Annotated in this window: 15 protein-coding genes; 3 read left to right on the forward strand and 12 right to left on the reverse strand. The window is 60.9% G+C overall.

Features of this window, described 5'->3' with window-relative positions; genetic code table 11:
- Window positions 1-76 precede the first annotated feature (76 nt).
- The 3 genes from ACEG18_RS01880 to ileS form a co-directional block, all read right to left on the reverse strand.
- Complete coding sequence (locus ACEG18_RS01880) at window positions 77-1,090, reverse strand: RluA family pseudouridine synthase (RefSeq protein WP_372541039.1); 1,014 nt, start codon at window positions 1,088-1,090, stop codon at window positions 77-79.
- Window positions 1,090-1,671, reverse strand: coding sequence for a signal peptidase II (gene lspA, locus ACEG18_RS01885; RefSeq protein WP_372541040.1), 582 nt, complete (start codon window positions 1,669-1,671; stop codon window positions 1,090-1,092). The genes ACEG18_RS01880 and lspA overlap by 1 nt, the downstream gene beginning before the upstream one ends.
- Before the next feature lie 239 nt (window positions 1,672-1,910).
- On the reverse strand, window positions 1,911-4,688 hold the full coding sequence (gene ileS / locus ACEG18_RS01890; protein ID WP_372541247.1) for an isoleucine--tRNA ligase: 2,778 nt from the start codon (window positions 4,686-4,688) through the stop codon (window positions 1,911-1,913).
- Window positions 4,689-5,198: 510 nt separating this feature from the next.
- On the opposite strand from ileS, the gene ACEG18_RS01895 reads away from it, so the two are divergent.
- The gene (locus tag ACEG18_RS01895; RefSeq protein WP_372541041.1) at window positions 5,199-6,287 is read left to right on the forward strand and encodes an iron-containing alcohol dehydrogenase family protein; all 1,089 of its coding nucleotides are present in this window, start codon (window positions 5,199-5,201) and stop codon (window positions 6,285-6,287) included.
- Between the two features lie 129 nt (window positions 6,288-6,416).
- On the opposite strand, the gene ACEG18_RS01900 is transcribed toward ACEG18_RS01895, so the two are convergent.
- Together ACEG18_RS01900 and ftsH are read right to left on the reverse strand one after the other, a co-directional pair.
- Window positions 6,417-6,869: a 2-thiouracil desulfurase family protein gene (locus ACEG18_RS01900; RefSeq protein WP_372541042.1), complete on the reverse strand. Its 453-nt coding sequence runs from the start codon at window positions 6,867-6,869 to the stop codon at window positions 6,417-6,419.
- A gap of 81 nt (window positions 6,870-6,950) precedes the next feature.
- Complete coding sequence (ftsH, locus tag ACEG18_RS01905; protein ID WP_372541043.1) at window positions 6,951-8,840, reverse strand: ATP-dependent zinc metalloprotease FtsH; 1,890 nt, start codon at window positions 8,838-8,840, stop codon at window positions 6,951-6,953.
- Window positions 8,841-8,932: 92 nt separating this feature from the next.
- Between ftsH and ACEG18_RS01910 the strand changes: the two genes are divergently transcribed.
- Window positions 8,933-9,418, forward strand: coding sequence for a cob(I)yrinic acid a,c-diamide adenosyltransferase (locus ACEG18_RS01910; RefSeq protein ID WP_372541044.1), 486 nt, complete (start codon window positions 8,933-8,935; stop codon window positions 9,416-9,418).
- Between the two features lie 85 nt (window positions 9,419-9,503).
- Here ACEG18_RS01910 and ACEG18_RS01915 read toward each other — a convergent pair whose 3' ends face one another.
- From ACEG18_RS01915 to thyA, 4 genes are all read right to left on the reverse strand, one after another.
- Window positions 9,504-10,853 carry an MATE family efflux transporter gene (locus ACEG18_RS01915; RefSeq protein ID WP_161115832.1) on the reverse strand — a complete coding sequence of 450 codons (1,350 nt, stop codon included), beginning with the start codon at window positions 10,851-10,853 and terminating at the stop codon, window positions 9,504-9,506.
- 125 nt (window positions 10,854-10,978) lie between these two features.
- Window positions 10,979-11,893, reverse strand: coding sequence for a TrmH family RNA methyltransferase (locus tag ACEG18_RS01920; RefSeq protein ID WP_372541045.1), 915 nt, complete (start codon window positions 11,891-11,893; stop codon window positions 10,979-10,981).
- 109 nt (window positions 11,894-12,002) lie between these two features.
- Window positions 12,003-12,521, reverse strand: a complete 519-nt coding sequence (locus ACEG18_RS01925; protein ID WP_372541046.1) for a dihydrofolate reductase — start codon at window positions 12,519-12,521, stop codon at window positions 12,003-12,005.
- A gap of 9 nt (window positions 12,522-12,530) precedes the next feature.
- Entirely contained in the window at window positions 12,531-13,379 is an 849-nt protein-coding gene (gene thyA, locus ACEG18_RS01930) for a thymidylate synthase (protein ID WP_089571709.1), read from the reverse strand.
- A gap of 166 nt (window positions 13,380-13,545) precedes the next feature.
- On the opposite strand from thyA, the gene ACEG18_RS01935 reads away from it, so the two are divergent.
- Window positions 13,546-14,310 carry a NifB/NifX family molybdenum-iron cluster-binding protein gene (locus ACEG18_RS01935; RefSeq protein WP_372541047.1) on the forward strand — a complete coding sequence of 255 codons (765 nt, stop codon included), beginning with the start codon at window positions 13,546-13,548 and terminating at the stop codon, window positions 14,308-14,310.
- Window positions 14,311-14,424: 114 nt separating this feature from the next.
- Here ACEG18_RS01935 and ffh read toward each other — a convergent pair whose 3' ends face one another.
- From ffh to smc, 3 genes are read right to left on the reverse strand one after another with little or no spacing between them, the layout of a single operon-like run.
- Complete coding sequence (gene ffh, locus ACEG18_RS01940) at window positions 14,425-15,900, reverse strand: signal recognition particle protein (protein WP_372541048.1); 1,476 nt, start codon at window positions 15,898-15,900, stop codon at window positions 14,425-14,427.
- 10 nt (window positions 15,901-15,910) lie between these two features.
- Window positions 15,911-16,828: a signal recognition particle-docking protein FtsY gene (gene ftsY / locus ACEG18_RS01945; protein WP_372541049.1), complete on the reverse strand. Its 918-nt coding sequence runs from the start codon at window positions 16,826-16,828 to the stop codon at window positions 15,911-15,913.
- Window positions 16,828-20,364: a chromosome segregation protein SMC gene (gene smc, locus ACEG18_RS01950; protein WP_372541050.1), complete on the reverse strand. Its 3,537-nt coding sequence runs from the start codon at window positions 20,362-20,364 to the stop codon at window positions 16,828-16,830. Before smc ends, ftsY begins: the two co-directional genes overlap by 1 nt.
- Window positions 20,365-20,369 lie beyond the last annotated feature (5 nt).

Raw genomic sequence — 20,369 nt, forward strand, 5'->3', positions numbered from 1 at the left:
TCCCAGCAACGCGTTACGTAAACAACCGTATATCTTACCGTAGGCTTACCGAGTTCAAGAAACCACCTAATACTGGCTAGGCTTCGAGCAGACCGAGCTGCGGGACGATTTCGTCACCGGCGGCAGTGCGGCCAAGCGAACGCGGGGCCAGATCATCCAGAACCGCCGCAAGGTCCCACGGCAGCTCGTCACGGCACTCAATACGCTCCCCCGTCACGGGATGGTCGAACGCCACGCGCCAAGAATGCAGAAACTGCCTGGTCAGACCCTGATCGGCACGCACATCGCACTTGCCGTAAAGCGGATCGCCCACGCAGGCGTGGTTGATATGGCGCATGTGCACGCGAATCTGGTGCGTGCGGCCGGTAAACAGGTGGCACTCGACAAGCGTATAGCCGTCGTCGAAACGCGTGGAATCAAAGCGCTCGAGCACCTTGAAGGTCGTGATGGCCTGACGGGCAAAGGGGTCATCGGAAACCGCCATCTTCACGCGGTCGCGCGTCGATCGAGCAATACCGGTGTTGATAGTGCCCTCGTCCATGGCGATGTGCCCGTGAACGAGCGTGATATAGCGACGGTCGAGCGTGCGCGTGCGGATAAGATTTTGAAGCGCGCGCTGGGTGTCGTCGTCTTTTGCCGCGAGCATAAGGCCCGAGGTATCGCGATCCAGGCGATGCACGATGCCGGGGCGGTCCTCACCCTGCACGGTACCCAGATGATCGATGCCGCAGTGGTAGACCAGGGCGTTCGCAAGGGTGCCGCTCTCGTGGCCATGGGCGGGATGGCACACGAGACCGCGCTGTTTGGAGAGCACGATGAGGTAGTCGTCCTCGTAGCGAATGTCGAGCGGGATGGCCTCGGGAATCACATCGGTGGGATCATGCGGCTCGGGCAGGTCGACCGAGATGCGGTCACCCGAGCGCACGGCATACTTTTTTGACAGGCAGGTCTCGCCATTGACACATACGGCACCGCCCTCAATCAGATGTGCGCAGGCAGAGCGCGTAGGACAGCCATCGTTGGCGCCCAGATAGGCGTCGAGGCGCTGACCAGCGGAATCATCGGCAACGAGAATGTGGATGTCGGCCATTAACGCTCATTCCTTTCGCGAATCTTGCGGGCACGCTCCCCACGCTGTTTGGCTTTGCGCTTGGCGCGGGCCTCGTCACGGGCGTTGAGCTCGGCGGTCGCATCGACCTCGCGAGCAGCGGGGCTCAAGAACATATAACCGATGAGCGCCAGCACGACACCGACCGTAATGCCAATATCGGCGACATTAAAGACGGGAAAGTCGATGAAGGTAGTAGCGATAAAATCAGTCACAAAGCCCATGGCCAGGCGATCGATCGCGTTGCCGATAGCACCGCCCGCAACCATAGCCATGCCCACAACCTCTAGGCGTGCGAGTTGAGGCGCACGAACCAGGTACACGGCAATGGCGACGATAACTGCAAGCGCCAGCACGGCGAACGCAACGCCATGGCCCTCGCCCATGCTAAAGGCAGCTCCGATATTGCGGACAAACAGAAAGTCAATCACACCGGGGATAACGGTCACATGCAGAGCATCGCCCACGGCACGAACCGCAAGCTTGGCCAGCTGGTCAACAAGCAGCACAATGAGCGCTACCCCACCAGCAGCACCCAACCGCCAACGCAAAGGCGGCGTCATATCCGCACCACGACCCAAAGAAATCCCCTACCCTCAAGAACATCGAATTACGTTTAATGCAATTAACCATCTTATATCGCCACACGCAGAGCGCACGACATATTCGCTAACGTCAGATAAATAACCAGCATAAAAGAAAGCGACATTCCGGATAACAGAATGTCGCTTTTATTCAACGGGGCAAATGGGCCGAAGGCGTCCAAATTCTCCCTATAACTAAAATGCCGAGTTACTGTGCCTTAAAGGGCATCAGCGCAGCGCTTGCAGATATGCGCGTGGCCGTTGTACTCGCCGACGGTGGTGCGATAGTTCCAGCAACGGTCGCAGCACTCACCCTCGGCAGCCTCGATGGCAACGGAGAGCTCCTCACCCTGGGTCAGCTCAACATCGGAGACGATGTAGAACTCGGCGAGGTCGACGGCCTTGTCGCCGGTCAGCAGCGCATACATCTCGGCGGGAACGACCGCCTTGACACGGACCTGCTGGCTCTTGGTGAAGGTGCCGGCAGAACGGGCATCCTCAAGGGCCTTGGTCACGGCGCCACGGAGCTCGAGCGAAGCCTCGAGCACGCCCTCAAACTCATTGGCCTCGTCGATCGTGATGGGCGACCTGTACCAATCGAGCAGCGCAGCGTACTTCTGATGATCGACGCAGCCGGCGGGCGCATAGGCCATGGCCTCATCGACGGTGTAGGACAGAATCGGCTGCAGATCGCGCATGAGCATCGAGAAGAGCTCGGCGAGCACGGTCTGGGCGCTGCGGCGCTCGAGCGAGCCGGGCTTTTCGCAGTACAGACGGTCCTTCAGGGCGTCGAGGTACACGTTGGAAAGCTCGGTAACAACAAAGTCGTAGAGCGCACGGTAGGCGCGCGGGAACTCGTAGCAAGAGTAAGCGTCGTCGACCTCGGCCTGGACCTGGGTCAGACGGGCAACCATGAGCTTGTCGAGCGGCAACAGGTCGGCAAAGGCGACGCCGTCGGTCTCGGGCTCAAACTGACCTTCGAGCTCGGAGAGCAGGAAGCGCAGCGTGTTGCGGAAACGACGGTAGGCATCGGACGTACGAGCAAGAATCTCGTGGTCGATGGAGACGTCGGAGCTGGTGTCGACCGAGGCGACCCACAGGCGAATGATGTCGGCGCCCATCTCGTCGCAGACCTTGTTGGGGTCGATGACGTTGCCGAGCGACTTGGACATCTTGCGGCCCTGGCCATCGAGCGTGAAGCCCTGCGAGACGACTGCCTTGTACGGAGCGTGGCCGTTGGCACCCACCGAGGTCAGCAGCGAGCTCTGGAACCAACCGCGGTGCTGGTCGGAGCCCTCAAGATACACGTCCGCCGGATACTCCAGCTCGGGGCGATACTCGCAGACGGCCTTCCAAGATACGCCGGAGTCCCACCACACGTCGAGGATGTCCTTATCGGCCTTGAGGTGATGGCCACCGCACTTGGGGCAGACACAGGCCTCGCCCAGGTAGCTCTCGGGAGCGTCGGTGAACCAGGCATCGGAGCCCTTCTCGTGGAAGAGCTTGATGACAGCATCGAGCGTGGCGCCGTTCATGACTTTCTCGCCGCAGTCGGCGCAGGTGTAGCTGGGGATAGGCACGCCCCAGTTGCGCTGACGGCTGATGCACCAGTCGGGACGCTGCTCGACCATGGCGCCGATGCGGTTTGCCGCGTGGGTCGGATACCACTTGACGTTCTCGCGGACCTCTTTGCCAGCCTGCTCGCGCAAACCGGTCTTGTCCATCGAGACAAACCACTGATCGGTAGCACGGAAGAGCACCGGGTGCTTGCAGCGCCAGCAGTGCGGATAGCTGTGCGTGATCTTCTTCTCGAGGACCAGGGTGCCGCGCTCGCGCAGGAACTCAATGATGTGCGGGTTGGCCTCATCGGTATCCATACCGCTGAAGGGGCCACCTGTGCCAAACTCCTCACCGGTGTAGAACTTGCCGTCGTCGTCAACCGGCATGCAGATGTCGGTGATGCCCTCCTTGAGGCAGGCAAAGTAGTCGTCGACGCCGTGGCCGGGCGAGTTGTGGACGATACCGGTACCGTCATCGACACCGACGTAATCGGCCAGCAGCGCCACGCCCTCAATACCGTCAAAGATCGGCTGCTTGTAGTGGATGTGGTGGAAAGTCTCGGCGGGAACCACGTAGGGCTTGCCGTCAACCATAACCGGGGTGTACTCCCAGCCAAACTCCTCGCAGCACTTGGGAGCCAGGTCCTCAAGCATGACCTCGGCACGACCCTCGTGCTCAACGGCGACATAGGCGGCGCCGGGCTTAAGGGAAACGGCCTGGTCGGAGGGGATGGTCCACGGGGTGGTCGTCCAGATGATAAAGTCGACCGGGCCGTCGAAGTTCTCGAGGCCGGCGGGCTTGGAGGTCATCTCAAAGCGAACGAAGATGGATGGGCTCGTCTCGTCGGAGTACTCGATCTCGGCCTCGGCCAGCGCGGTGTGGCAGTGCTTGCACCAGTGAACCGGCTTGTGTCCGCGATAGATCATACCCTTATCGAACATGGCCTTAAAGACCTCAATGTCGGCGGCGTCATGCTGGTGATAGAGCGTCAGGTAGGGGTTGTCCCAGTCGCCAAGCACGCCCAGACGACGGAAGCCGGCCTTCTGCAGCTCGATGTTCTCGACAGCGAACTCATTGCAGAGCTCACGGATCTTGGCCGTGGGGGTCTGGTTGAACTTCTCGGTGCCGAGCTTCTCCTCGACCTTGTGCTCGATCGGCTGGCCGTGGCAGTCCCAACCGGGGACATAGGGAACCTCATAGCCCTGCATCATCCAGTAGCGGTTGATCATGTCCTTGGAGATCTTGTTCATGGCGTGGCCGATGTGGATCGGGCCGTTGGCGTACGGAGGGCCGTCGTGCAGCACGAACTTCTTGTGACCCTCGTTCTTCTTCAGAACCTGCTCGTAGACCTTGTTGTCCTGCCAGTCCTTGAGTCGCTTGGGCTCGGACTTGGAAAGACCGGCACGCATGGGAAAACCGGTCTTGGGCAGATTCATCGTCTGCTTGTACTCGTTTGCCACGGTACCCCTTTCATGTCGTGGGCGCGCACGCCCGTTGGGCACCAAAAAAGCGCCCGTCCCTACAAGCTGGGACGAAGCGCCACAAAACGGGCTGTACGCCCGCAAAAGCTCTTCGCTTAACCACCCAGCTTAGATGCCCTCGCCCGCGTATTCGCGCGCTCGCATCCGTTACTCGGCTGGCCTGTATCGACGACCATCTCGGCGATATCTACTAAGACGTGCCTGTGCGGCGCGCCCGTTGGGACCGCAGCTCCGGGGTGATTTTTATCGGTCGCATGCACGGGTTCTCAGCGCTCCCCGCTCTCTGTAGCATGCGGACGGCCGACTACTCGTCCCCATCAACGCTTATGCGGAGTATGCTAGCACGTTCCGAGCCGGCGAAAAACCCTCAACATTGGTTTCATATTTTGGAAATTTATCATGGTCGCGAGCATTCTCTTGGAGCAAAATACCTGAAAGCACTCTATCTCACGAAAGAAGGTACCTATGCGCACAATTGGAATGAGCGACTATACCGTCGGCGAGGACTGCTTTGACGAACTGCCCGGCGCGCTGGCCGAGTACGGAGCGACCAAGGTCGCGATCATCGGTGGCAAGCGGGCACTGGCTGCGGCGCTGCCGGGCATCGAGGCGGCGCTTGAAGGTACCGATGTCGAGATTCTAGAGAAGCGCGTCTATGGCACCAACAGCACGCGTGCCAATATCGCCAAGGTCGTGAACTCCCCTGCCTGCCAGGAATCTGACGTGCTCATCGCATGCGGCGGCGGCAAGGCGCTCGACACCGTGAAGACCGCAGCCATCGAGCTCAAGAAGATCGTCTTCACCGTCCCGACAATCTGTTCCAACTGCTCCGCCGCGACCGCCATTGCCGTCGTGTACAACGACGACGGCTCGCTCGAGGGCTATTCGTACCCCAACCGCCCCGCGCACATCTTCATCAACCCCAAGATCATCGCCGAGGCTCCGGCGGAGTACTTCTGGGCCGGCGTGGGCGACGCCCTGTCCAAGCAACCCGAGGTCGAGTACGCCACGAGCGCCGGCAACTTGGAGCACACCGCCGGTCTTGGCCTAGCACTTGCGCACACCTGCTCCGAGCCGCTGTTTACCTATGGCGTACAGGGTCTAAAGGACGTGCGCCAGGACCAGTCGACCGAAGCCGTCAAGCAGATCGCGCTCGATATCGTGGTCAACACGGGCTACGTCTCCAACCTGACCAACCAAAACGATTACTACTACAACTCGAGCGTGGCGCATGCGTTCTACAACGCCACGTGCAGCATTCCGCGCGAGGGCTCCTACCTGCACGGGGAGGTCGTAAGCCTGGGCGTGCTGGTGCTGTTTGCCTACACGGGCGATACCGAGAACCTTGAGCGCTACGCAGCCTTTAACAAGGAGATGGGGCTGCCCGTGACGCTTGAGCAGGTCGGGCTTTCCGAGTCCGATATCCCCGCCCTGTGCGAGTATGCGCACGACACCAACGAGTGGAAGCAGGGAAACCCCGAGCCCTTCACCGACGAAAAGTTCGCCGCCGCCATCAAGGCTGCCAACGCCTACGGCAACACGTTCCTCGCCTAACCTGCCAAAAAGGGACAAGTTTATTTTGGCAGGTTTTATATGGGTAAATTCCATTGAACAATTGTTGAAATAGTTTAACTCGACAGAAAAAGGGGCGACCATCCACTCGATGGCCGCCCCTTTCATTTGCTATTTCAGCATGCTGGGGTCGAAGTTGCTAGCTGGAATGACGCGGTAGCCGTGACGCAGCAACAGATCGACAAAAACGCCGTTGCCCGCGGTGAGCGTACCACTAAACGTGCCATCGTAGATGCGACCCGCACCGCATGAGGGGCTGCGGTCCCGCAAGATACACGCAGCAATCTCGGAAGGGCCGCCCGCCTGCTCGCACATAGCGAGCGCACGTTGAGCGCCCAAGCGAAACTCGCGATCGACCGAGGCGCCCTCGCAGGTACGGACCTCGCCGTCCACGATCTCGGAGGGATCGCGCGGCGTGGGCAGGCCGCCAAAGACCTCAGGGCACACCAAGAGGACCTCGGTCCCCGTACGCTCGCAGGACTCGACCAGGTCGCGATGGTAATTATCGAGACCGTTGTACTTGCAGCTCTCTCCCATCAAGCAGGCGCTCACCACAATCTTCATGTGCATTCCCCTCAAGCAAAACGCCCCATTTGAGATACGCACTCAAATGGGGCATCGACATTTACTGTCCCGAACGCAACGCTACTGCTGCTTTGGCATCAGCGGATTCTCGCGCGTGAGGAGATTCATGAACTCCTCGCCGGTGATCGTCTCCTTCTTGTAGAGATAACGAGCCAGCTCGTGAAGCTTAAACTTGTTCTCCTTCAGGATCTGCAGGGCGCGGTCGTGCGCATCCTCGATCAGCTTGGCGACAATCGCGTCCACGCGCTCGGCCGTACCAGGGGCGCAGGTGAGCGACGTGTCCTGGTTGAGGTACGCATTCTGAACGGTACCGAGCGCCATCATGCCAAACTCATCGGACATACCAAAGCGCGTCACCATGTTGCGGGCGAGCTTGGTGGCCTGCTCGATATCGTTGGCTGCGCCGGTCGTCATCTCGCCAAAAATAAGCTCCTCGGCGGCACGTCCGCCGCAGTAGACAGCGAGCTTGTCCAGTACCTCCTGGCGCGTGGTCAGGAAGCGTTCATCCTCCTCAACCTGCATGGTGTAGCCCAGAGCGCCGCTCGTGCGCGGCACGATGGTGATCTTGGTGACCGGCGCAGACCCCTTCTGGCGGGCGGCGACGATAGCATGGCCGATCTCGTGGTAGGAAACGACCTGCTTCTCGTGGTCGGACAGCACCGTGGACTTACGCTGCTGTCCGGCGATGACGACCTCCACCGACTCCTCAAAATCATCCTGGGTCGCGCGCTTGCGCCCCTCGCGGACGGCACGCAGGGCGCCCTCGTTGATGATGTTGGCCAGGTCGGCGCCCGAGGCGCCGGGGGTGGCGCGGGCAATCGCGGACAGGTCGATCGGCGGCTGCGTCTTCACGCTCTTCGCATGCAGCTCGAGGATGTTCTTGCGGCCGGTCAGGTCGGGCAGCTCAACGGGGATGCGGCGGTCAAAACGGCCGGGGCGCAGCAAGGCCGGGTCAAGGCTGTCGGGACGGTTGGTGGCAGCGAGGACGACGATGCCCTTGTGGTTATCGAAACCGTCCATCTCGGTCAGCAGCTGGTTGAGCGTCTGCTCGCGCTCGTCGTTGCCGCTAAAGCCGCCGCCATCGCGCTTCTTGCCGATGGTATCGATCTCATCGATAAAGACAATGCACGGGGCCTTTTCCTTGGCCTGCTTAAACAGATCACGCACCTTGGCAGCGCCACGGCCGACGAACATCTCGACGAACTCGGAGCCCGAAATGCTAAAGAACGGCACACCCGTCTCGCCGGCAACAGCCTTGGCAAGCAGGGTCTTACCGGTACCCGGAGGGCCAACAAGAAGAGCGCCGCGCGGCAGCTTGGCGCCGATCTCCTCGTAGCGCTGCGGCTTCTCCAGAAAGTCGACGACCTCCTTGAGAGACTCCTTGGCCTCCTCCTGGCCGGCAACATCCTTAAAGGTCACACCCACATCTTTGGAGGCGATAACGCGAGCGCCGGACTTGCCCAGTCCGCCGCCGCCAAAGCCGCCGCCAAAGTTCATCGACGGACCGTCATCACCCATAGCCTTCTTCATACGACGGTTGAGCCACCAACCGATGAGGAAGAAGATGGCCATGGGGAGGATGAGCGTGAGCAGGTAGTAGGTCATCAGACCCGAATTTTCATCGGGAACGACCGACTCCAGGGACGCACCGGATTCAAGCACGCGGTCGGTAAAACCCGCATCATTCGGCACGCCGGTCGTCTTGTAGGCGATATTCTCGTCCTCGCCCTTTTTGGAGTAATAAATGGTGTAATCGTCGGTATTGTATTCGACCTTATCGACGCTCTTCTTATCGAGCGCTTTGACAAACGTCGAGTAATCGGTCTTCGTAATCTGCTGCGTGTGACCGATGTTGGGGAACAGAACGGTCGAGAGCACGAGGTAGACGACGAAGGCGATGAGCACGTAGAGGATCATATTCCGTCTACGTTTGTTGTCATCCATCTCCATCTGCTTGAACTCCATCTACTGGGGTTGATAATGCTATCTATAATACCCAACCCGGACGGCGATAAACCGACGCCGGGCACGAAAGGACAGAGATGGCATCACTTGAAATCGGCAAGGTTCAGATCTATACGGGAGACGGCAAGGGCAAGACGACGGCTGCGCTGGGGCTCGCACTGCGCGCCACGGGCTATGGACTTAACGTGCTCATGCTTCAGTTTGCCAAGAAGCTGCACTGCGCCGAACACGATGCCGCGCCGCGCCTGGGACTGCGCATTGTACAGGCAGACCGTGACACGCCTGAGGCTTGCGCCGCACAGATCATGGAGCTCGCACGCGAGCAGATATCACAGGTCGACGTGCTGATCTTGGATGAACTGGGAGAAGCCATGCGCCGCGGCTTTGTGACGCGCGAGGATGTGGAGGGGCTGATCGCGCTGAAGCCCGCCACCACGGAGCTCGTGCTCACCGGACGCGGGCTGCTGCCCCTCGCGGACCTCGCCGACCTGGTCACCGAAATGCGCCCCGTCAAACACTACTTCGACGAAGGACTCCTAGCCCGCCAAGGCATCGAATACTAAATGATCCAAAGGGGACGGAAGAAAACGGATCATCGACATCACGACGGAGAGCAATGATCCGTTTTCCTCCGTCCCCCAGGGATCGTTAGGCGGTGGCGCGACCGAGCCAGTTGCCGCTGTGGTGGTAGATGGTAAACATCGTAGCCGTAATGAGCCAGGTTACGGGGTAAACCAGCAGCAGGTGCTCAAGCGACGGGTCGAACGGCATGATCGCGAACACCCAGATCACCCTGAGCACGACGGTGCCAAAAATCGTGAGCAGCATGGGCTGCAAGCTCACGCCGGCACCGCGAATGGAGCCCGACGCGTTTTCGATAATAGAGAAGATCGCGTAGAACGGCGCGATAAAATGAAGAATCGTCGTGGTGTACGCCGAAATCGAAGCATCGTCGACAAACAGACGCGACAGAGGACCCGAGAACACCAGCAGCACGGCAGACAGGCCACCAATGAGCATAAACGACAGCACGAGCGACGTATGGTAGCCCTTGCGCATGCGCTCGTAGTTGCGCGCGCCAAAGTTCTGTGCCGAAAACGTGGTGATCGACACGCCAAGCGCCTCGGTAACCATCCAGACAATGCCATCTAAGCGGCCCGAAAGACCCCACGCCGTGGTGACATCGGCGCCAAACGAGTTGACCGACACCTGAATCAAAACGTTGGAAATCGAATACGCAGCAGACTGAAAGCCAAGCGGCAGACCACACGAGATCATGCTCTTACAAATGCCAGGATCAATACCGAGTTTGGACAATGAAAGCCGCCACGCACCCGGTGCGTGCATCATACGAATCACGATCATCGTGGCGTTGGAGCAAATGGTCAGCGCTACCGCGATGCCGCAGCCCAGAGCCTCCATATGAAGCACGGCAACGAAGATGACATCCAGCACCGCATTAACAAGGCAGCCGGAAGCGATGATCACAGCAGGCCCGCGCGTGTCGCCCACGGCTCGCAGCAGTGCCGTTCCCATATTGAGCAGCAGTGCCGCAACCATGGCGGCAAAATAGCAACGAGCATAGGCCACGCCCTCGGCCAATAGTTCATGCGGCGTGTTCATAAGTACCAGCATGGGCTCAACGAACACTATGCCAAGAATCGAGAAAACGATACCGCCCACCAGCGCGAGCGTCATGGCCGTATGGACCGAACGACTCAGCCGCTCATCATCGTGCTGGCCAAAATACTGTCCGGTAATGACCGCGCAGCCGGCGCCGACGCCAACGCAAAAGCCAATGCAGAGCTCGGTGAGCACCATCGTTGCTTGAATGCCACCCAGCGCGAGCTTGCCGCCAAACTGACCGACGATATAGGTACCGATAAGCGTATAGGCCTGCTGAAAAAACGAACTAAAAAAGATGGGAACGCACAGCGACAGCAATTGCTGCCAAATAACACCTTGCGTTACATCGATAGCCGTAGATTTCTTAGCCACACGCCCTCCCCGCCAGCGTACGTCAAACAACAAAACGGCAATTTAAGACCAAAGCCAATAGCAGCTTAGCACCGACCGGCGTCGACCGAAACACCCCGAGTCAGAGCCCGGTGCGAACTATCTGCCTAGTGATACAGCCCCGGCTGGTAGTGGTACTCATTGCTCACGTGCGGACACAGCTGCCAAAAGGCGACGGCACTCGCCGCGGCCACGTTGAGCGAATCGACCCCGTGCGCCATCGGAATGCGCACGGCCCGGTCGCAGCCCGCGATAGTCTTGGCGCCCAGGCCAGCACCCTCGGTGCCCATAAAGATCGCCAGACGATCAATCTCCTGCAACGCCGGATCGTCCAGCGAAACGGAGTCGTCCGTCAGCGCCATGGCGGCACATGAGAACCCGGCATGATGCAACGACGCCAGGCCGTCGTGCGGCCATACGCGCGCCTCGCTGCCAATACGCGTCCACGGCACCTGAAACACCGTGCCCATGCTCACACGAGCCGAGCGACGATACAGGGGGTCACAGCAAGTGGGGCTCACCAAAATGCCATCGACGTTCAGCGCGGCGGCCGAGCGGAAAATCGCGCCCACGTTCGTGTGATCGACAATGCCCTCGAGCACGCATACGCGCACCGGGCGCTCACCCGCCGCCTCGACGACGCCGCCCAAGAACTCATCAACCGGAATCTGACGCGGGCGACGGAACGCCGCGAGCGCACCGCGCGTCACGTTAAAGCCCGTCAACTGCTCCATGAGCTCCATGGACGCCACGAACACAGGAACCGGACCCGCGTCCTCGCTTACAACCAGGCGCTCAAACAGCGGCATCATCTGGTCGAGCCAGCGTTCGCCCAAAAGAAAGCTCACCGGCTGGTATCCGGCACGCACCGCACGCTCGATAACCTTGGCACTCTCGGCGATAAAGATGCCCTTTTGCGGCTCCAGCACGCAGCGCAGCTCGCGCTCGGTCAGTCGCACGTAGGCATCGAGCCGCTCGTCCTCGAGCGAATCAATTCGCAGAACCTCAACGGCATCAGTCATAGCAGCTAGCCCGCACCCTTCTTTACAGCACATCTATACCAAACGAGGCGACGCTAAGCGCCGCCCCATTCATTCAATCAACCTGATGATACCGTTCACGCTAGGCGATTTACGCCTCAACGCGACGATACGTCACGAACTCATAATCGAGGCCTTCGTCACCCTCGCCCGCGGCAATCGTGGCAACCCCTTCGCGCCGCGCAACTTCCCACGCAGGATCGGCATCCAAATCGGGAAAGTACGTGTCCACGGCATGAGTGCAATGGTTGTGCGTGACCTCGGCCTCGGCGCAATACGGCAAAAACTGCCGATACACCTCGCCGCCACCGATCACCCAGGCTACGGGCTCATCGGCAACCGCGGCGAGCGCCTCGTCGATGCTATGCACCACGTTGACGCCCTCGGGGGCAAAGCTCTCATCGCGGGTAAGCACGATATTGCGGCGGTTCTTGAGCGGACGCCCGCCGGGAAAACTCAGCAGCGTCTTGCGCCCCATAATGACCGGGCAGCCTTTGGTGCACGCCACAAAATGGCGCATGTCGGCGCGATTGGACACCACCATGTCCCCCTCGCACCCAATACCCCAATCGTCACACACGGCGACGATGGCAGATAGCTTACACGTCATGAGCGTCACCTACACTGCAATGGGGATGTTCTTGACCTGCGGCCCGTGCTCGTAGCCCTCGACAATCAGATCGTCGGTCGTAAACGCGTAGAAATCGTGCACGTCGGGGTTAAGCGTTACCTTGGGCGCCGCAAACTGCGGACGCTCGATAAGTTCGCGAACGATATCGACATGACGGTCGTAAATATGGGCATCGGCAATCACATGCAACAGCTCACCGGGAATCATATCGACCGATTGCGCGACCATCATCAGCAAGATGGCGTACTGGCACACATTCCAGTTGTTCGCGGCCAAAATGTCCTGGCTGCGCTGGTTGAGAATCATGTTGAGCGTCGGCTTGTCGTCCTGCGGGCGCTGCGTCACGTTATAGGTCACGCTGTAGGCGCACGGATACAGGTGCATCTCGGACAGGTCGCTAAACACATAGGTATTCGTCATAATGCGGCGGCTGTACGGCGTGTTCTTAAGGTCGTACAGAACGCGGTCCATCTGGTCAAAATCGCCCTCGGCATAATGGCTCTTCTGACCAATCTGGTACCCGTAGGCCTTGCCGATGGAGCCGGTCTCATCGGCCCACTCATCCCAAATATGGCTGTTGAGGTCATGGACGTTATTGGACTTCTTTTGATAGATCCACAGGATCTCGTCCATCGCAGACTTAAGCGCCGTGCGGCGCAGGGTAAGCGCGGGGAACTCCTCGCGCAGGTCGTAGCGTGCCGTAACGCCAAAGTTTTTAATGGTATAGGCAGGGGTGCCGTCCTCCCACACCGGACGGACCTTTTGGCCCTCGGTGGTGGTGCCATGGTCCAGAATATCGCGGCACATGGCTACAAACTGTTGATCAGCCTTGCTCATTGACCCTCCTGTCAGTCGCCTATAAGCGATTTTTATTGTAGCCCAGGCGCACGCGGACCCACAGCCCAAACATAAGCCCTCATTTTCTGACATATGCCAGAAATTCCTTGCGCAAATCCGCACGTTCGCTATTCTATTGTTGACATATGTCAGATTTGGAGAGTGTATGGCAGGAAGACGCGAAAAATTACGCCGTGTTGGGATCATCCCCGAATATCGCGGCTTTACTCCCGACGGCCTAGCCAGTGGAGACGCCATCGACATGACAATCGACGAACTCGAGGTGCTGCGCCTGTGCGACTTGGAAGGCCTCAATCAGGAGGCCGTCGCCCAACAAATGGGCATCGCCCGTGCCACCGTGGCGGCCATCTGCAGCCGCGCACATCGCAAGGTGGCAAACGCGCTGGTCAACGGTCGGAAACTCAGCATTGAGGGCGGCAATATCGCATACTCCCCCATCACCACGACGACGGCCGCATGGCCAGCAAAGGAGGTCGACACCATGAGGGTGGCAACCACGTATGACAACGGCAACATCTTTATGCACTTTGGTCGCAGCGAGCAGTTCAAGATCTACGACATCCAAGATGGCAAGGTGCTCAACGAGCAGGTCGTAGGCACCGGCGGCACCGGCCACGGTGCCCTTGCGGGTCTGCTCGCCAACGGCGGCGTGGACACGCTCATCTGCGGCGGCATCGGCGGCGGCGCTATCAACGCGCTCACCCAGGCCGGCATCACGGTCTATGCAGGAGCCCAAGGCAGCTGCGATGCCTGCGTCGAGGCCCTTATCGCCGGCACGCTCGCACAGAACGGCGAGGCCACGTGCGGCTGCCACGGCCACGACCACGAGCACGCCCACGAGCATGGCGAGTCCTGCAGCTGCCACGGTCATCACGAGCACGAGGGCCACGAGGGCTGTGGCTGCCACTAACGGCAAAACTGCGCGTCAGCACGCTTCAACGCTTGCAACAACCTGCGAACGAACGGCGAAGGCCGCCTGGAGTACCATCCAGGCGGCCTTCGCCATACACGACTCAAGCAGTCGTTACTTCATATTACGCATCTGCGCTTCCATCTGGCGCAGTAGCTCCATATCGGACTTGGGACCGCCCGTACCCAGGCCGCCCATGCCGCCAAGGCCCATGGCATCCAGACCGGGAATATTGGGCATGCGCATCTTTTTGCCCTTTTTGCCCTTCTTGCCCTTCTTGCCGCCGGCCTGCGCCTGATTGGCCATCGTGCGCATGCGGCCCATCATCTTATTCATCTCGCCCCACTGCTTCATAAGGCTATTGACCTCGGTGGGGGTCACGCCGGCGCCTTTGGCGATACGCGCGCGACGCTGGCCGTTGATAATGGAGGGACGCAGGCGCTCCTCCTTGGTCATCGACATGATGATGGCCTCGTTCTTGTCGAAGATGCCCTCGTCCAGGTTACCGCCCATCTGGTTGAGCGCGCGCTGGCCGCCGGGGAGCATGCCCAGGATACCCTTCATGCCGCCCATCTTCTTGACGGCTTTCATCTGGTCCAGCATGTCGTTCATGGTAAAGCCCTCGCGCAGCATGCGCTCGGCGGCCTCGAGCTGCTCGGCATCGGCGGCCTCCTGGGCCTTCTCGATGATGCCGACGACGTCGCCCATGCCCAAGATTCGCTTGGCCATGCGGTCGGGGTAGAACGGCTCCAGCGAATCGGGCTTCTCGCCCATGCTCACGAACTTGATGGGCTTGCCGGTCACCTGGCGCACGGAAAGCGCACCGCCGCCACGGGCATCGCCATCGAGCTTGGAGATGATCACGCCGTCAAAGTCGGTGCGCTCGGCAAACGTCGAGACCACGTTGACGATATCCTGGCCGGTCATGGCATCGACGACCATCAGCACCTGATCGGGCTTGACGGCCTTCTTGATGTTCACGGCCTCCTGCATCATCTGCTCATCGATCTGCAGACGACCGGCGGTATCGACGATGACCACGTCGCGCAGGTGGTCGACGGCCTCCTGGATGGCGCCCTTGGCGATATCGACCGGATGCTCGCCGTCGCCGCGGAAGACCGGCACACCGATCTCTCCACCGAGTGTGGCCAACTGGTCGGCAGCGGCGGGACGGTAGACGTCGCACGCGGCGAGCAGCGGCGAGCGGCCCTGCTTCTTAAGCAGGTAGGCCAGCTTTACAGCCGCCGTGGTCTTACCGGAGCCCTGAAGGCCCACGAGCATGATGACATTGGGAATGCGGTTGCTAAAGACGAGCTTGCTCTCGGTGGAGCCGAGCATCTCGGTGAGCTCGTCGAGCACGATCTTGACGACGTTTTGCGCCGGCGACAGCGACTCCATGACCTCGGCGGTCATACAGCGCTCCTTGGTCTTGGCCACAAACTCCTTGACAACCTTAAAGTTGACGTCGGCCTCGAGCAGCGCCATGCGAATGTCGCGCATGGCCGAGGTGATATCGGCCTCGGTTAGCTTGCCCTTGCCGCGCAGGCGGTCAAATGTGTCGTTGAGGCGATCGCTCAGGGAATCAAACACTGGTTACTCCTTAGTTGGACTCGCCCACCAGGGCGCGGCAGAAATCTTTGGCATTGAACTCCTGCAGGTCATCGACCTGCTCGCCCACGCCGATGCGCAGAATCGGGAGCTTGAGCTTATCGGCCACGGCCATAGCGATGCCGCCCTTAGCCGTACCGTCGAGCTTTGTCATGATAATACCGTCCAGACCCAACGCCTCGTTAAACTCGAGCGCCTGGTTCAGACCGTTTTGGCCCGTTGCGGCATCGATCACGAGGACAACCGAGACGGGCATGGGGCCGGCGGCCATATTGGCGGCGCGCTTGCGCGTCACGTTGACCACCTTGGCAAGCTCGCGCATGAGCTCGGGGCTCGTGTGCAGGCGACCGGCGGTATCGATAAGTACCAGGTCGCTGCCGCGCTTATCGGCCTCGTCGAGCACGTCGTAGCAAACGCTTGCCGGGTCGGAGCCGCGGTCACGCTTGATAACGGGGACGCCGGCGCGCTGGCCCCACACATCGAGCTGCTCGATGGCGGCGGCGCGGAAGGTATCGGCCGAGCCGATCACGACGTTCTTGCCGCGGGCGGCCATGGCGCTCGCGATCTTGCCGACCGTCGTGGTCTTGCCGGCACCGTTAATACCCACAAACAGCACACAGCTCGGCGTGTTGGCGAACGGATCGCGCTCGGCGGGCACAAAATGCTGCTCGAGTTGCTCGGCCAGGGCACGACGGAGTTGCGGGGCGGTCTTGAGGTTCTTCTTGGCCGCGGTATCGCGCAGATCATCGGACACCTTGATCGCGACCTCGGCACCCATGTCACCCATGACGAGGGTGTCCTCTAGGTCCTCCCAAAAATCCTCGTCGACCTCACCGCCAAAGTAAAAGACCTCGTTAAGGGCCTCGCGGCTGCGCTCAAGTCCGCGCGAGAGAGCGTCAAAGAATCCCATTATGCATTCACGACCTTTCCGGTTTCGCGATCGAGTTTTTGCGAGACGACGCGACTGACGCCGTCGGCTTGCATCGAGACGCCGTAGAGGACGTCAGCGTCCTCCATAGTACGGCGCTGATGCGAGATAACCAAGAGCTGCGTATCGGAACGCAACACGTCGAGCGCGCCGATGAGCTTGGACAGGTTGGCGTCATCGAGCGCCGCCTCGACCTCGTCCAGCACATAGAACGGCACCGTACGCGTGCGATACACGGCAAAGAGCAGGGCGAGAGCCGTCAGGCTCTTCTCGCCGCCCGACATGAGCATCATCTTGGTGATGCGCTTGCCGCGCGGCTGCGCCACGACCTCGATGCCTGTCTCGGCCGGATGCTCGGGGTCGGTCATCTCCAGATGCGCCTGACCACCCGGGAACAGCATGGCGAAGATCTCGCGGAAGTTCGCATCGACCTTCTCAAAGGTCACCAGGAAGGCCTTACGCATCTTGCGATCAATGGCCAACGTGATCTTGGTGAGCGCCTTGCGCGCGCTCTCCAGATCGGCCAGCTGCTCCTCGATGTAATCGGCGCGACGCTTGAGTTGCTCGTACTCCTCCATGGCAACTTGGTTCACAGGCCCCAGGTTGTTGATCTGGCGCACAAGCTGGTTGAGCTCGCGCTCGGCGGCATCGCGGTCCGTGGGCGCGGGAAGCATGAGCGCTTCCTCGAGTACCGTGTTGCCATCGGCGGTAATGGCCTTAATGGCGGCCTCTACCTGCACCTCGAGCTTGCCGCGTGCGACCTTGAACTCGTTTTGCGTGGCGGTGGCGGTATCGACCCGCTCCTTAGCACGGGCAACCTCTGCCTTGGCATCCTCGATGGTCTTCTTAAGCGAAGCGGAGTCCGCCTCCTCCAGAGAGGCCTGGTCACGCAGACGTGCGGCCCAATCTGACGCGCGCTCCAGCAGGGCCGAATAGCGCTCGTGCATGGGATCGACGCGCAGGCGCAGCAGCTCGAGTGAGCGCGAGGCCTGGCGTGTTCCGCGGATACGGCGGTCGATGCCCTCCAGGCGATGCTCCAGATCGGGCACGCGGCCCTTCAGAGAACGAAGGCGCTCGCTCGTCTGGGCCAGGCGGACCTTGGCATCGGCGAGCTTGCCGGCGGCCTCGGAGTCATCGCGGCGCACACGGTCGAGCTCGTCATTGGCCTCGGCAATCTGCAAGCCCAGGTCGCTCGCCTGTGCACGAGCCTCGTCACGCGAACGAGTGAGCTCGTCCACGCGCGGGCGCGCAGCACGAACGGCCTCTGCGGCCTGCTCGCGGCGCTTGGAGATGCGCACACGCTCGACCTCGGCATTGTTGGCGCTTTGCTCCAGACGGCCGATCTCGGAGAGCAGCGAGCGACGCTCGCCCTCAAGGCGAGCGATCTCGCCGGCGGCATCGCCCTCGGCAGCACGGGCCTCCTCAACGGCGGCGTTGGCCTCAACGACTTGGTCCGAAACATGCTCAAAGATAGCAGCCAGATCGGGCTCCAGGCCCTCGAGCTCACGAATGCGGCGCTTACGCTCCAAGGCACCCGAAGCCTCGCCGGCATCGAGCCCCACGCGCACCAGACCGCCACAGCACACGCGGGCGCCATCGGGAGTTACGTAGGTCACACCGTCAATGACAGGCGCAGCCAGCGCGGTGGCCAAGTCATCGACCACGTAATAGCCGCCGAGCAGCGCCTCGACAATCGGACCATAACCGGCGCGCACAGACAGACAATCGACCAGACGAGAGCCGGCAGCGCCCTCGGCAGCAGCACCGCCGCTCACGCCGCGCGCCACCAGCAGTGCCTCGCCCGAGGCCTTCTTCTGGTCCAGGGCGGCACGCCCGGCGCGCTCAAGAGCATCAGCGTCATCAAACAACAGGGCATCGATGTCGCCGGCAAGCAGCTGCTCGACCAGGCCCTCGAGCTCGCGCGGGGCCTCGAGCACATCGCCCAGGCGACCCGCTACGTCATCGCCCAACGCCCCCACCAGTCGACTCACGAGCGGCGAGCTGTCGGCCATGCGGGCATCGAGTTTCTTTTGGCTGGCAAGCTCCGAGCGCACCTCGGACAGCTTGTTGCGCGCCTCGCTCTCGCGGGCACGCAGGTCCTTGAGGGCCGCACGGGCGACCTCGGTGGCCTCACGCGCATCGACCTGGGCCTGGCGGGCCTGATCGAGTGCGCCCTCAAGCTCCTCGGCGCGGTCGCGACGGCTCTCGAGCGAAGCCGTGACCTCCTCGAGCTGTTCATCGATCTGCTCCAGGCGCGAGGCGTACATGTTGTCCTCGACCTCGGCATTGCTCAAGGAATCCTTCACCTTAGCGAGCTCGAGCGCGGCGTTATCGGCCACACACTGCACATCGCGTTGCTCACGCGTAAGCTGCGAAATCTGATTGTCGAGAGCAACGCGTCGCTCGTGGAGCTCAGCGGCGGCAGGCCCGGCGGCGTCAACGTCCTCCTGGGCCTGCATGTGCGCACCGGTCACTTCCTCAAGCTGTGCACGCGCGCCCTCGAGCTCCTCTACCACGCGACGACGCTGATGCTCGGAGCTCGAGATCTGGCCGCGCATGTCGGACAGGCGCGACACCATGTTGTGGCCCTTTTCCTCGAGCAGGCGCATATCGGAGTTAATGCGACCGACCACATCTTGCATATGACGGCGCTGCTCGCCCAGGTCGCCCACAAACAGGCCTTTTTCCTCGAGCATGACCTGAAGCTTCTCGAGCTCGCGCTCCTTTTCGCCCATGCGGTACTGCGCAAGCTCCAGCTCGGCGGCACCTTCCTTGGAGCGGCTCTCAAGGTCGTTCCACTGCGACTGCAGCGAACGCAGCTCGTCGACGGCTAACATCTGCGTAAGCTCGTTCGCGCGCGAGGACAGCTCTTTGTACTTACGCGCACGATCGACCTGACGCTCCAGCGGTCGCAGCTGACGGGCAATTTCCTTACTGATGTCGCGGGCACGCGTCAGGTGCTCGTCCATCGACTTAATCTTTTTGAGCGCACGCTCCTTGCGGCGCTTGTGCTTGGAGATGCCGGCGGCCTCCTCGATGAGGGCACGGCGCTCCTCGGGGCGGCTCTGCAAAATGGCATCGAGCTTGCCCTGGCTGATGATGGAATGCGTATCCTTGCCCAGACCCGAATCGTGTAGGATGTCCTGAATGTCCATCAGGCGGCACGGACTCGAGTTGATGAGGTACTCGCTTTCGCCCGAGCGATACATGCGACGGGTGATGGCGACCTCGTCAAAATCGACGGGCAGCATATGGTCCGAGTTATCGAGCACCAGCGTGACCTCGGCGACACCCACCGGCTTGCGTGCCGACGAGCCCGAGAAGATGACGTCCTCCATGGCCTGGCCGCGCAGCTGCTTGGCGCTCTGCTCGCCCAGGACCCACAGAATCGAGTCGGAGATGTTCGATTTTCCCGAGCCGTTGGGACCGACGATGACGGTCAGGCCCGGCTCAAATGACATATGGGCGCGGTCGGCAAACGACTTGAACCCTTTGAGCGTGAGGGACTTGAGATACACGGTTC

The sequence above is a fragment of the Collinsella aerofaciens genome, assembly GCF_041537385.1.
Classification (GTDB): domain Bacteria; phylum Actinomycetota; class Coriobacteriia; order Coriobacteriales; family Coriobacteriaceae; genus Collinsella; species Collinsella aerofaciens_BV.